The organism is Paenibacillus sp. FSL R5-0701 (assembly GCF_037973995.1).
Classification (GTDB): Bacteria; Bacillota; Bacilli; order Paenibacillales; family Paenibacillaceae; genus Paenibacillus.
The window spans coordinates 1,734,438-1,748,101 of record NZ_CP150230.1 but is presented as its reverse complement, the minus strand read 5'-3'; the positions used below and the strand labels follow the sequence as shown (position 1 = coordinate 1,748,101).

The window sequence follows — 13,664 nt, the reverse complement described above, 5'->3', positions numbered from 1 at the left end:
CTCCGCTACTCCATTTCTATCTTCATTCCATCTTCTCGGTACTGAAAACCAAATTTTTTGAACTTCATTTGAACATTCATTTGAACATTCACTAATAGAGTCCTATGGAAACTAACAAACTCATATAGATGCCCTCCCGCCCAAATTGGTACAGTTACATTGTAGAGGTTGTTCAAAAAGTCCGCTTTTGATTACGAAGGATGCCTAGCGGCATCATCAGCATCGAATATGGAATTCAGCCGAAATGTCCGTTGCTCACGTAGCTCTATCTACGCTCCGCTACTCCATTTCTAGCTTCATCCCATCTTCTCGGTACTGAAAACCGGCCTTTTTGAACACGCATTTTTAAAGATCATACACCGTAGGGGGATTGAACAATGATCAAATTCAAAAAAACATGGTGGTCACTGCTCATGGTTATCGCGCTCATCACGATCACTGCGTGCGGCAGTGGCGAGACAGGCAGTAACAATGGTAATAATACGCCGGGAACTGTCGGCTCAGCTGAAGCAGAAGCTGCTTTTGCTAAAGGAAAATATGACCCTCCCATCGAGTTCAGTTCGGTATTAATGCCGAAGAAATACGTGCAAGGAGATACCAAAGAAAATAACGTACACGATCGCTGGATGCTGGAAACGCTGGGCATGAAGCATAAAGATACCTGGTATCCAGCCAGTGATGATCAGTACAGACAGAAGCTTCAACTTGCTGTCGCCTCTGGTGAGAAACTGCCTGATTTCGTAACCGTACCCACCAATGCGGTACTGACCAATCAATTGATCGACTCCGGTCAATTCATCGCCATTGATGAGTTGTTCGACAAGTATGCGAATAAAACGCTCAAGGACCATGCGGCAGCGCATCCCGAGCTCTGGTATCCGTTCACCAAGGATGGAAAGAAATACAATATGCCCATCATGGAGTACACGGATAACGACGATACCCTGCTGTGGCTTAGAGAAGACTGGATGGAGAAGCTGAATCTGGAAGCTCCTAAGACTATCGCAGATCTAGAGAACATCATGGATAAATTCAAAAATGAGAATCCGGATGGCCTATCTCCAAATGAAGTTTTCCCACTCGCAATCTCGCTGAAAAGTAATACGAATACCTGGATGGGCTCGCTCGACTGGTTATTCGGTGCATACGGAACAGTCCAAGAGCAATGGAACAAGGACGCGAACGGTAATCTGGAATACGGCTCTGTTAATCCCGGAGCAAAACAAGCACTTGCCAAGCTCAGTGAATGGATGGAAAAAGGATATATTCATGCCGACTCCGCCCTGTGGGACGAACGTAAAGCAGCCGAAAGCTGGACCAAAGGTGCCGCAGGCATTCTGCCTGGTGCCAACTGGGTTCCAGACTGGCCTGCTCCCGACCTCATCAAGAACTTACCTGACGCCAATTATAAAGCCTATCCCATTCCAGAAGGTCCAGATGGAAAAATCGGAACGAAGTGGCAGAACTCTGGCGTCAATGCGAGCATCATGATCAACAAGGATGCGAAACATCCCGAAGCAATCTTCCTGTACTACAACTATCTGCTCGATAACCTGGCGAACCCCGCTACGGGCAGTGAATATGAACACGGCTTCGCCAAAGGCTACGATTGGGACATCATAGATGGACAGCCGACCAGTAACAGAGAGAAGATCAAAGACTTCTCCAACGAATTTCCGTTCCTGACTGGTCCGGCCCGTATCCCGGATCTGTATATGAAAACACTCGTGAAACTGGCTAACGGCGAGAAACCCGAAACACCTTACGAGAAACAAATGGCCGAGTTCCGTAAACCGGAAAACTGGGCCGCTGCCAAAGTTGTGATGTCGCAAATCGACATTCGTAAGCAAAACTATTTCACTGGCGCTGCAACACCAACCATGGTATCCAAATGGAACCTGCTCCGCCAATCCGAGATGGAAACCTTCAACAAAATCATCTACGGCAAACTGCCGGTTGATGCCTTTGACCAATTCGTCGCCAACTGGAAATCCAATGGCGGAGATCAGATCACGCAAGAAGTGAATGATTGGTTTAAGTCTGTGAGTGCGAAGTAAGAATTGAAGAAGTAACATGGTTCAAAATAAAAAACAAGCCGAAGCGTGCATTGCCATCGCTTCGGCTTGTTTTTCTATATTTAGGTAACCTAGCACTTTAAAATACAGGAACTTCAACAGAATCTGTCCCCATAACTCTCTTTCCATTTTTCTCTTCTGATCCGACCTCAATACCAATTTTCAATGACTCAGAGGTGGACATCCCCTTTTTATCGGGACTTAATTCGATCACAATCGTTCCAGTACCTCCGCCATTTGCTATGTAATTTCGTTCTCTCCCAATTTCAATCATTGTGCGCCATGAAGAGTCATCAGAAGAATTCCTCCAGGTGGATACATACTCAGCAGGCTTCAACTTCGATTGATGTTCAGGATAACTGCTGGTGATGCTGGAGACACTCCATTGATCAGGGATATAAAATGCAACACCACCCCAGTCAGCGGGGTCAATCTCTACATGTGCTACTATTTTGATATGATCAATATACTGCTTCTCACTCTCAACGAATATCGATCCTTGTGTCATTGTCTTTAAATTCGTTGATTTGGCATCCAGATCAAATTTTTTGACGTGAATGATATTGCCATTAACTACTGGCTCATTGGCTTCATTTTTGTTGGTATTAAAAAAAAAAAGCAGAACAAACACAATCGCAATAAACACAAAAAGTAAGATTAAGTATTTAGATCTTTTTTTCATATAACCATACCTCACTTCTGCCTTTGTTTCTTAAAGCTTAACACATACTCAATGCCCTCCTTTCCTTAATTTAGAATTTGGAAAAGTAGAGCATTAAAATCGGAGCCGAAGCGATGAATTCACGCTTCGGCTCCGGTTTTTAAGTTAAGTTCGAGGTAGCTTCCCCTGACTTATGGGTTCGCTTAGTGGATCAAGCCTAAGTATCGGTCTCCTCTGGCATCGACTGACCCAGCAAGGATACTGTGAGCTGAATACCATCTCGTAGTCCCTGCATATACAACCGCTCATTTTCTATGCCTTTGCTGACAATATAACGATTCTCCCACTCGGTATATTCAGGTGTCTGCTCGACATCTTTACCTGCAAACAAAACTTCAAATGCTTCGTCTGTTCCCCCACGTACTCGCCTCATTTCAGGATCATGTTCAATCCGGGCAGTCACCTCATCCAGCCTTGCTTGAATCGCTCGTTGCATCCACCGTGGAAAATCCATAGCTTCTCCTCCCCTACGCATTATGTACCTCACATAATCGTACAACTCGGCTATATCTTGCCTTCATCTCACTAACTTGTGCCACCAGTTCATCCACCCTTCGGCTCTGTTCCTGAACCTCAGGGTTCTCCCACAACGGAATCGCTTGCTTCAAGGATGCCTCACCAAGCTGATTAAGCTTGCGCCGTTCCTCTTCCAATAAGTCAAGCAACCGGCTCATACATCCACCTCTCTGATGGGTCTAAACTGCGCCATGTCTTGTTAATGCTAGACGTGAGCAGTCATTTTTAATGCGATTATCGGTTTATTTCATTTTAATTCGATAATCGCATTAAAACAACCATTATTTCTCATACAATTTGGTTGAAATGAGGGGTGTACATAATGAAGCATAGACAAGAACCGCCTGGCGATAAAAACATCATCGGCTCCCGAGTCGTAGCTATTCGTAAAAGCAAAGGCATTAAACAACGTGAATTCCTCGCGAGATTGCAAACATTGGGTTTGGATATCAGTCAGACCAGCCTTTCCCGTCTTGAGGGCCAGTATCGTCTAGTTCAAGATTATGAAGTGGTGATGATAGCGAAAGCTTTGGAGATTTCTGTGGGGTATTTGCTTGGTGAAGAATAATGAATCTGATAAACTTGTCCATAATAATTAATCCTCCTCGACAAATGTATTTTATTATAAACAGGCAGACCTCACTTCTTTTATCATTCGTCCAGTCTTTATAAATTAGAAGGAGCCTGTCTAAACTCGACAGACTAACTTAATTTGAACTATTTACTTGTAAGTGTCCTTATATTGAAGGACTGTCTGTCATAGCTCCAAGCCATTCTTTTTGAACAGAAAGATACGAAGACTGCTCAATGATATATACCCATTTCTCAAAAGCATCTTTACATTCTCAAATAGAAAGTACATTATTGAATCTACTAAGAAAAAAATGTAATAGCAATCATTAGATCATCATCTGTTTCATCAATATAAGTATCTTTAATTTTTGTGAATAAGTTAATGATTTGTTCATCATTTTTCACTGAATCATTGGAGTTTTATAGTTTTTTTTAATTTCCTATAACGTTCCTGTATTCACGACTCAGCGAATGCTGAGTGTCCGGCGAATGCCGGGCCAAGGGCGCATGCCCGCAGCGTGAATATTATGTTATGCGCTGTCCCATACTTCTTCGAATCTTCTTCTTTTCCTCTTATTTATTCTATGATTTCAAATGGATAGGCTACACTTAGTTGGACAGAAAAAATAAGGGCTTGTAGAATGTATCTAACCCAGAAAAGGAGCGGATTTCTACAATGTCTAGATCGCAAAGAAAAACGTTTACAAGCGAGTTTAAAAAACAAACGGTACAGCTTTATGAAAATGGGAAGTTTAGAACGGCCATTGTGGAGGAGTAAGACCTCACAGCCTCAGCTTTAGATCGCTGGATCAAGCAGGAAAAAAATACCGGTTCTTTCACAGAGAAGGACAATCGTTCTGCCGAAGAGAATGAGCTTCTGACGATGCGCAAAGAAATCCAACGCCTCAAGATGGAGAACGACATTTTAAAGCAAGCCGCGCTGGTCATGGGACGAAAGTAGAACTTATCCGAAGAACTCGGAAGAAATACTCGGTATCAGCAATGTGCGACGTCCTCCAAATGGCAAAAAGTACGTTTTACTATGAAGCGAAAAAAAACCCAAAGAAGAAAAAGAAACAGCGGCAATCGTCAAAATATTTCGCAAAAAACGCAAAGCCTATGGAACACGCAAACTTAAAGTGAAGCTGTTCGAACAAGGGCTTCTTCTATCCAGACGCCGGATCGGCGAATCATGAAAGAGCAGGGCCTAGTCTCGACGTATACGCTTGCGTCTCGTACAAGCCGCATCAAACAACATGCAACGAGTCCTCCACAGCTAACATGTTAAATCGCAAATTTGAACAGACGGAAAGGCAGCGCTTTGTGGTGAGCGACTTGACCTACGTGAAAGTCCAAAACAAATGGAACTACGTCTGCATTCTGCTCGACTTGTACAACGGGGAAATTATTGGACATAGTGCAGGCCCAAACAAGGATGCTGCGCTGTTTCCCATGCCTTTGCAAGCGTGGAAGGCGACCTACGCCACATTCAGTGGTTTCACACCGACCGAGGAAGCGAGTTCTCCAACGAGAAATGGATGATCTCTTGGAGACCTTTGAGATTGGCCGTTCGCTAAGCATGAAAGGCTGTCCCTACGACAATGCGGTAGCCGAAGCGACCTATAAAGTGATGAAAACCGAGTTTATGAACAAGATGGAATTCCAGAATCTTGAACAGAGCTTCAATTTGAACTCTACGACTATGTCAATTGGTTTAACAAACACCGAATTCATGGAACACTTGGCTATCTGACTCCTGTTTAGTATCGCCAACAAGCCATTAAAAAAGCTGTCTGATTTAGTGTTGACAGTCCAAAAGCATAGTAGTAATACAGAAGAAAAATGCGTGTACTGCGGTACTAGAGCGCAAGAATTCACTTAAAACGTTAATAATTGCGCATGTGAAACCAAAAAATTAGCGCGTGGACATTGGTAGCATTGAGTGAGTTGGATTCAAACACGAGGTGATATGATACTTTTTAGGGGAAAAACGAGCTCACTTCGACTAAGAATGAAGTTTTTGAGCTACATGATTTTAGGTGCTTTAAACTTTTTTTCAATTTCTGTACATGTAAACGGATATGATGCATAGACCTTGGACGCAAATTTTGTTCAAGGAGGAATTCGTTTATGTATCAGCAATTGAAAGAAAAAGTTAATGTTTTTGTCGTCCGCCTCGATGCCCAATATGTGGCTCCCAATAAGCATGCAGAAAAGATTTTAAACAAATACCCGACGTTTCTCAAAGCACTTTCTGCTATCGTTCGCTTCATTATCAAGTTGTTATTTAGCTAAGCCTCTAAGCGATTCTAGTAACAAGGTATTGTAAAGTAAATGAGCCTTCGCCTGGCTCTCATGATCAACGAGTCAGGCAAAGGCATTTTAGTTATATAGTGATTCAAAAATTTGATATAAATTAATAAAATCTGTCGGAGCTTCTTCTAGTCCAAAAAATTCCTAACCTTTCTACCCGATCCATATTCTCTCCTACATTTTCGTCTAAATATTTTGAACAACCACAATCAGAATATTCTCTTCCGCACTTGCTACAGCTAGAAGATTCCACTAAAAACATAGGTGTCACTTGCAACTTCTTTTTTTCAATTGCTTTCAACATCAATTGTTCATTCTCAGGCAAAATCATTTGTACAGACAAGGCCTGCTTCTCTTTATCGAAATAGGCAGTATACATTTCTTGGGGGAGGAAATACCTTTGAAAGTGCAAAAGCCCATTTTCTCTAAGCAAGTTACCCAATCCCGGATTGGCAGGTGTATTACTAAAATCCTTCAATAAATATTCTGCAGCTTTTTCACTCCACTCTGACATTTGTGCTTCGTTTTCAGGAAAACTTATCTTATTGCCCGAGATCCAGAGGTATAAATCTTGGACATGGCCTGCAAAAGAGAAATGTACCTCTTTACTTTGGTATTCAATGGCAATGCTAAAAGTTATAGCTCTATCAGTATCTCCGCTATTCCAAGCTCTACAGAGATCGCAAATAGCTCTTAAAGTAAGGTTAGCTTGTGATACTGCATCTGTGCCAAAGTGCTGAACTAAAGGGAAGTTTATAATTGTATCTTCAAAAGCTAGATGTTTTATACCGCCAATTACAGCTGAGCTAGGTTCTCCATGTCTTTTTAAGGCTTTAATCAACTCAAAAGCATCGGACTCTACATATTTTTCCTTAATACCATTAAGCTCTATCATATTTAATGCCCTGATCTTTCTTCCATTTCGACCTCTGGAGCTGTTCGGGTGATACGAAACAGCTAACCGTACTCCGTCACCGATTTGCATATGAGTAGGTACAAAGTCAGACAACAGTACATGTTCATTGGTAAAATCCTTTATTGTTGCTGGTTTAAAATCTTTCTTCTCATCCTCTCCATCAAAGTACTCACCAATCAACATGTTATCTCGATAATAATGAGTAATAAGCTCTTTCCATTCGCTTACTTTGATTGACCCATCTAATCTCCAGATTTTGTTATAATCCGTGTCTTTACCTGAAGTACTGAGGTCATTATCCCATCTACTTAATATCTTATCTTCAGTATAAAGTCTGATTGCTCCATCTAAGTGGAAAGGCTCATTGCTGTTCACATCTATCATGCTATGAACAAATCGGCACCCGTAATCAGCATTGCTTATACCTAAGCTAGGCTGGGTAATCACTTCTTCGCATTCAAAGGTTTTACGATTATCTTGAACGTACCACCAAAAATCTGTTCTATCGATATCCGAGAAATACGTATTCGTTTCGTCATTTTTATGCTGAGTCACGCCTGGATGAATCTCATCTAGCGATTCGTTAAATTTTGGCCCCCACCAATACGAAAATTCAAAAACTTCATGAACCGATTTTGCTAATCCAATCATATCTCTATCGATAGCAATCTTAGCTATTGCATTTCCTTGCCCTGCAACTTCTGAGAACCTTCTCAAGAAAGGAGTGTTCAGAGTATTGAGTCTTGAGAAAGATCTACGGAAAAAAGGACTCGCATAAACTACAAGTCCATTGATTTCAAAGATTCCTGGAGCTAACTGCTTGAGTTTGGATAACTCAACAAGCCCGTGCTTATCTGCATCCTTAAAGAGACTTGGGAATAAACGCTCTACTATTCCATCGTTTATAATAGCTGCCGACTCTGTTGCGCAATATTTATGTTCTCCTACTATATGCTCTTTTACAGCATCATGTAATTCTGATCTGTATTGTGATATAAAATCAGAAGTCGCGTTTGTATAATACTTTTTTATCATTCTTTGGACTATAAGCTGTTCACTCTCGGATTCAGGCATATGTGAAAGAGTTATCGTACTAACTTGACCTGGCTCAAAAAACAAAGCAGCAACGGTACACCATGCGATCGGCTTCTCATGGTCGTGGTTTAAAAAAGAAGGTACACCCGTGTTCCACATATCGGCGTAGGCAGATTCTAACGCAGAAATAGTAAAGCGCACATTGTATTTGTTGACTTGGTCAGTATTGGCTACACCCATAATCTTCTTCATGCAAAGTTCCCTCCTTAGAGCAGATAAGTATAATGATAGATCACGATGCAGAAAACGCAAATAACAAAATTCAAAATAAGAAAATAAGATTGTTTGACTTACAGTTTTAGACAAACCTTAGACAGCTCAATCGGCGACACGAACTGAATTGAGCTGTGGTACTTGAATGAGGACATGATACAAGATTACTAGGCATGCAACCAGATGGACGTTAGCGACCGACGTACAAGTGTCTTAAAAAGTGCGCGATTAAACGCTTAGCGATCCAGTTGCACATTACAGATCGAAAACGGAACGAAGAACTACAATGAGTAAAAATCTGTTCTGAAATCTCTAAAATTTTAGTTTAAAAGCACCATAAAAACCTTATGGCTAAATGTCTATATACTTCCGATACTAAATTATCCATTTCAAAAAAAGACTATCTGTTCATCTTTCCTGTTAGTTCCAATGTACCTTATATTTTATGAACTCCTAATCCATGATTCGCATAGAATCGACATCCCGTTCTCTTAGGCTCTTATCATTTCATGCTCTTTCGGCCGTATTTCATGATCTTATAACGTTCCTGTATTCACGACTCGACGTATGTCGAGTGTCCAGCGAATGCCAGATCAAAGACGAATGTCCGCAGCCTGAATATGATATTATGCGCTGTCCCATACTTCTTCGGATCTTCTTCTTTCCCTCTTATTTATTCTATGATTTCAAATACAATATCTTCAAGTTGATTTCGATCTTGCTTCGTATTTATCGATCCCTTATTCCCTATAAAATTAATTTTGAAAGTCTTTTCTTGATTTGCACCTAATTCTAAAACTTCTTGTTTACGATTTCCTATATATCCATTCAGTTTTTCAGTTGTCAGTAAACCCTGATTAAAATCTTCTGAATAAATCCCTATCACTCTAAAGTTTTGTAAGTCGTTACTACAATTTTGAATATGGATTTCTTCGGTTATAATCACTTCATTGTTTTTTGTAATCTTAAATTCACTATGATAACTATCCTTTTTTATATATTCTAAGGGTGACTGATTTTCGTCACCTCTTACCAGTACGATGATTACCCCTGCTATTATTGCTATGATCAATCCCATAAAAATCTTTGTTCTATTTCTCATTTTGTGGTCCTTTACATTTGTGTCTTGGGATTGCGCATAACGTTCCTGTATTCACGACGTCCGACGAGGTCGGACGTGTCAGGCTGCCCCTGCTTCCCCAAAATTCCTCTGCCGGACCAAGGGCATATGCCCGATGCATGAATATTTTGTTATCTGAAGCTGTACGTCCTGAAATACATTCACCTTATTTTTAAACTACTTTTATTTACAACTGTTTTCGAAGCATATTTTTCAATCAACGCCTCTAATAAAATGAATTGTGAATCCGTCATTTTAGGTCCGGTTGTTATTTCTATTTCGTTGAATATACTTTCATCTAGTTTTATATCGATATGTTCTGGCGTTACTGGATACCTTCCTAAATCAAGAGTTACTTCATTAAGAAATTTATCATTCGGATAATCTGCATCAAGCATTCCGAGTATTCTGTATCTCCATTCTTCTTCATATGACCAACCAAGATCCTTAAACATCCCAAGATCGCTAAAGTCTAAGACAGTTCTATCTTGATAAGTAGTCTTACAAGATACGTGCAGGTATCTAGGATCATTTGAATAATGAACTTTATTAGGTCCAACTATACTTCTACCCATCAGGCCGAATGCTGGTTCAACACGTGAAATTACATATGGATCGCCGTTGTAACCTAATCTTGCACCTCCTCGTTCAAAGACAACCGGCTTCTCTCTCCCTGGAAACAAATTAGTTGGAGCTTTTATGCGCACACCATTCATTCCAGAAGTGTACATATTCCACATTGGTATAGATTCGCTATCATTTCCCATCCAACAAGAAACAAAAACAAGAGTATTTGCATGTTCTAAATCTTTAGAAGTCGCCTCATTTCTATCGTTTACTTTATCAAGCCTAGTAAATCTCAATGTTTTATACTTTAGTATGCATGCAAGGGTTTCTAATGAAGTGTAATGAAATAAATAATCTGGAATTTCTTCAATTCCCATCACATCAAACATGAAATCATCTGTATAATACGACATAGTTTTTCTCCTTATCAGCATTTAAGCAGTTTCAGATAACGTTCCTGTATTCATGACTCGATATATGTCGAGTGTCTGGCGAATGCCAGACCCAGGACGAATGTCCGCAGCGTGAATATTATGTTATCCGATGGATACTGACTTCTTCGTCTAATCAATCAAAGTTATTAATCATAAATGAACGCAATCCTTGAATGAAGAGTTTTACATCATCTTGATTAAAAGTATCCCAATGACCGTGAGCTGCTTTATTTCTCAAGTCAGCCCAAGCAGTAATTTGTTTTTGAGTTAGTTTATTATAAATTTCATTCTTGGCTAGATCAGCGTTCATCTTATCTAATTTAGGTCTATCACCTATTTCTATTTCAGCTTTCAAACATAACTTTCTTAAAGCATCCTCAAGTACACAACCTGTAATTACCGCTGCCGGTTGAAAATATCTTATTCAACAAGTATTCTGCTTGTTCAAAGAAATCATCAAAGATTTCTGCTTCGATGATTTTTTTAAGATCTAGCATCATACCAAATTCATAATCCTCTTTAGCCGATTTAAGAACTCCAAGTATTTGTGAAGACGGATCATAAGATAAATATGTATGAGGTCCAACAATGCTCTCAATTCGTTTTAAATGCACACTATTTAATCCAAATAATCTCTGGATTAAATTCTCAGTACTTGAAAGCCATTGTACTGCTAATTCTTGATCTACTTGATCATCACCAAATTCATTGTATGATCTAGTAGATAGTACTCTTTGACCTGAATGGATTAATGAATTAAATCTTTCAATCATCTTTTCTTCTATCTTCATCGCATCTTCCCCCTAGTTGTAATTACAGTATCTTTCGGATAACGTTCCTGTATTCATGAACCCCAAAGGGGTTGTCTGCTGAAATGCCTCCTCGAAATCCATCTAGCAGACCAAGGCTCCGTTAGGAGCCGCAGCTTGAATATTATGTTATCTGCTGTGACGGTCAACTATGAGCTACCTACAAATTACTAAACCAGTCTTCCTTAATAATAATGTCTTCAATTATCTTTTCTTCTACTCTTACTCCCAGTTTTAATTCTTTCAACTTTTCAGTTAACATTTCACCGTCTATAAGGTCTATTGGGGAAGCTCCATCACGTTGAGCTTCTTGACGCGCATCCCTAGTAAATGTTCCTGTAGAAATAATTAAGCCTTTATCTGCTCTTCCCTGCATAGCCCCTCTAAAATCCCTTATTACTCCAGAACCAACTGTATCTTTATATCTTTTACATTGAAAAACCACATGAAAAGATAAAAGTCCTCCTAACTTCACAACTCCTTTTCCGTCTATTCCACCATCGCCACTCTTTCCAGTTACAGTGACATGAGTAAACCCTGACTCTCGTAGAAGCCTCATACATAATCTTTCAAATGAATCAGGAGAAATATGTTTAACTATTTCAAGCAATCTATCTTTCCATTCATATTCTTCGGATACATCATCATTTTCTTCTTCAGATTCTGATCCTACTATATTTACTTGAAACTTTGAATTTTGGACGGTATCTTTGACTTGTTTTTTATCAACACTTTTTGTCGCAAGCCCTCGCTGTGTCAATGACCATACTCCTCTAGAGGAATTTTCAAGTAAACCAAATCTTTTAAGATATGTACGTGCCCATGCCAAACGATAACTTAATTTCGTTGTATTTCCTTTATGCAAATCTGCAACATCTGTTTCAGATAAATTCAAAGTTTTAATTACTTCCTCTTCCATTTCAGCTATTGAAGAAGAACCTCCAAGAGAATGAAGAGCCTGTAGTGCAGGATTAAATAACTCATCATATTTAGGTACTGCCATGAAATAACCTCCTCGATATACTTACAGTCATTGCAGATAACGTTCTTGTATTCACGACCCGACGCATGTCGGGTGTCTGGCGAATGCTGGACCAAGGGCGTATGCCCGCAGCGTGAATATTGTGTTATAGGATGTTAACGCCTTCTTCGATTTCGCCTAAAATTTCATCTTACTTTATAAGATTCATCCAATAAGTTAGGAATAGAATTTCTATTCTGTAGATCGAATACTCTTTTAGCTTCTTCAAGGAAATTAGCAAACGGCGTAGCTGCTTCAGCCACATTTGTCTGTTGCGCTACCCTCCTTAATTCTTCGTTCTCTAAAATTTCTTTATCTAATCCTTTATAAATAAAGACATCCTCCGAATAACTAAAAATTATATAATTAATCACTTTTAATTTTTCTTGAATTGTGAGCTTTTTAAATTTTTTAAAGAAAGTTCTGTATCTATTATCTTCATTTTTTAGAAAAATCAATACAACGCTATGATCTTTAAATGGCAATACACTTATGTGCATTTCACTTAAAAGATACTCTTGAGAACTATTATAGATATCATTTATAGTATTACCTTCAAAATCAGCTATTAATGATATACAATTCTGAAAAGCTATTGGAACAACATAATCAAGAGATTCGAAGTAAGCCAAGTAAAAATGGTCATTCCATTTTGATACCGTAGCCTTTTTAGAATATTCAAATCCCATAACATATTCTCTTAAATCAAGCTTATTAATAGAGTGCATATGATCCGCAAATCCGCCTGGTAACTGTTCAATATTAGGATATAGTGCATTTTCAAGTTCTCTTTTACCAATGTTCTTCAAATAGTTTTTCATAGCCATTTGTGAGAGCATTTTATCATTCGGCTCATTAAAGTAGTTTTCAGGGTTTTCGTAATCTTTAAAAACTTTGCTATCACAATCGTTACATATTATTTTAAATGTCCCTGCTTCATTTATCCCTTTAGGTTTATCAAACATAACTGAGTCAATTAAATTGCCTGAATAAAGTAGGCGACCATCTACAGCAATATTATCTAAACAAAATCTTGGAACTGAATGGGAATTACAAAAACTACTGCACTCAGTATTACAGATGTAGCATCTTAGTCTTTTAGCATCCGCTCGGCTTTTTTTCATTATTGTTCCTGTTAATTTATTGAATTCAACTTTTTTATTTTTGAATGATTTTACTTCAGATTGTGAGAGTCCCAAAGATCTCATCTTCACTTCTTTATTCACAAGGATTCCTCCATCAATTGAAGTTGCGTTTATTTCCTATAACGTTCCTGTATTCACGACCCAGC

13 protein-coding genes and 1 pseudogene are annotated in these 13,664 nt (G+C 39.2%); 4 read left to right on the top strand and 10 right to left on the bottom strand.

Translation table 11 applies throughout. From position 1 onward, the window contains the following. Positions 1-377: 377 nt before the first annotated feature. A complete protein-coding gene (locus MKZ13_RS08095) occupies positions 378-2,057 on the top strand; it encodes an ABC transporter substrate-binding protein (protein ID WP_339183178.1) in 1,680 nt (559 codons plus the stop codon). A gap of 97 nt (positions 2,058-2,154) precedes the next feature. On the opposite strand, the gene MKZ13_RS08090 is transcribed toward MKZ13_RS08095, so the two are convergent. The 3 genes from MKZ13_RS08090 to MKZ13_RS08080 all read right to left on the bottom strand — a co-directional run bounded on the left by MKZ13_RS08090 (position 2,155) and on the right by MKZ13_RS08080 (position 3,470). Next, complete coding sequence (locus tag MKZ13_RS08090) at positions 2,155-2,757, bottom strand: hypothetical protein (RefSeq protein ID WP_339183176.1); 603 nt, start codon at positions 2,755-2,757, stop codon at positions 2,155-2,157. Positions 2,758-2,953: 196 nt separating this feature from the next. Further along, the gene (locus MKZ13_RS08085; RefSeq protein WP_339183174.1) at positions 2,954-3,250 is read right to left on the bottom strand and encodes a hypothetical protein; all 297 of its coding nucleotides are present in this window, start codon (positions 3,248-3,250) and stop codon (positions 2,954-2,956) included. Between the two features lie 13 nt (positions 3,251-3,263). After that, positions 3,264-3,470 carry an aspartyl-phosphate phosphatase Spo0E family protein gene (locus MKZ13_RS08080; protein WP_339183172.1) on the bottom strand — a complete coding sequence of 69 codons (207 nt, stop codon included), beginning with the start codon at positions 3,468-3,470 and terminating at the stop codon, positions 3,264-3,266. 164 nt (positions 3,471-3,634) lie between these two features. Here MKZ13_RS08080 and MKZ13_RS08075 point away from each other — a divergent pair, with 164 nt between their 5' ends. The 3 genes and pseudogenes from MKZ13_RS08075 (at position 3,635) to MKZ13_RS08065 (ending at position 6,180) form a co-directional block, all read left to right on the top strand. Further along, positions 3,635-3,880, top strand: coding sequence for a helix-turn-helix transcriptional regulator (locus MKZ13_RS08075; RefSeq protein ID WP_339183170.1), 246 nt, complete (start codon positions 3,635-3,637; stop codon positions 3,878-3,880). Between the two features lie 681 nt (positions 3,881-4,561). Continuing rightward, positions 4,562-5,649, top strand: a pseudogene (locus MKZ13_RS08070) (IS3 family transposase). A 366-nt stretch (positions 5,650-6,015) separates the two neighbouring features. Continuing rightward, positions 6,016-6,180: a hypothetical protein gene (locus MKZ13_RS08065; protein WP_339183168.1), complete on the top strand. Its 165-nt coding sequence runs from the start codon at positions 6,016-6,018 to the stop codon at positions 6,178-6,180. 121 nt (positions 6,181-6,301) lie between these two features. Here the strand turns inward: MKZ13_RS08065 and MKZ13_RS08060 are convergent, their stop codons facing one another. The 7 genes from MKZ13_RS08060 to MKZ13_RS08030 all read right to left on the bottom strand — a co-directional run bounded on the left by MKZ13_RS08060 (position 6,302) and on the right by MKZ13_RS08030 (position 13,599). Then, positions 6,302-8,401, bottom strand: a complete 2,100-nt coding sequence (locus MKZ13_RS08060) for a hypothetical protein (protein WP_339183166.1) — start codon at positions 8,399-8,401, stop codon at positions 6,302-6,304. 694 nt (positions 8,402-9,095) lie between these two features. Next, entirely contained in the window at positions 9,096-9,524 is a 429-nt protein-coding gene (locus MKZ13_RS08055; protein WP_339183164.1) for a hypothetical protein, read from the bottom strand. Positions 9,525-9,703: 179 nt separating this feature from the next. Continuing rightward, positions 9,704-10,522, bottom strand: coding sequence for a DUF2971 domain-containing protein (locus tag MKZ13_RS08050; RefSeq protein WP_339183162.1), 819 nt, complete (start codon positions 10,520-10,522; stop codon positions 9,704-9,706). A gap of 154 nt (positions 10,523-10,676) precedes the next feature. Beyond that, positions 10,677-10,898 carry a hypothetical protein gene (locus tag MKZ13_RS08045; RefSeq protein WP_339183160.1) on the bottom strand — a complete coding sequence of 74 codons (222 nt, stop codon included), beginning with the start codon at positions 10,896-10,898 and terminating at the stop codon, positions 10,677-10,679. Between the two features lie 22 nt (positions 10,899-10,920). Further along, a complete protein-coding gene (locus MKZ13_RS08040; protein WP_339183158.1) occupies positions 10,921-11,334 on the bottom strand; it encodes a hypothetical protein in 414 nt (137 codons plus the stop codon). A 178-nt stretch (positions 11,335-11,512) separates the two neighbouring features. Further along, positions 11,513-12,355, bottom strand: coding sequence for a restriction endonuclease (locus MKZ13_RS08035; protein WP_339183155.1), 843 nt, complete (start codon positions 12,353-12,355; stop codon positions 11,513-11,515). 164 nt (positions 12,356-12,519) lie between these two features. Beyond that, a complete protein-coding gene (locus tag MKZ13_RS08030) occupies positions 12,520-13,599 on the bottom strand; it encodes a hypothetical protein (RefSeq protein ID WP_339183153.1) in 1,080 nt (359 codons plus the stop codon). Positions 13,600-13,664 lie beyond the last annotated feature (65 nt).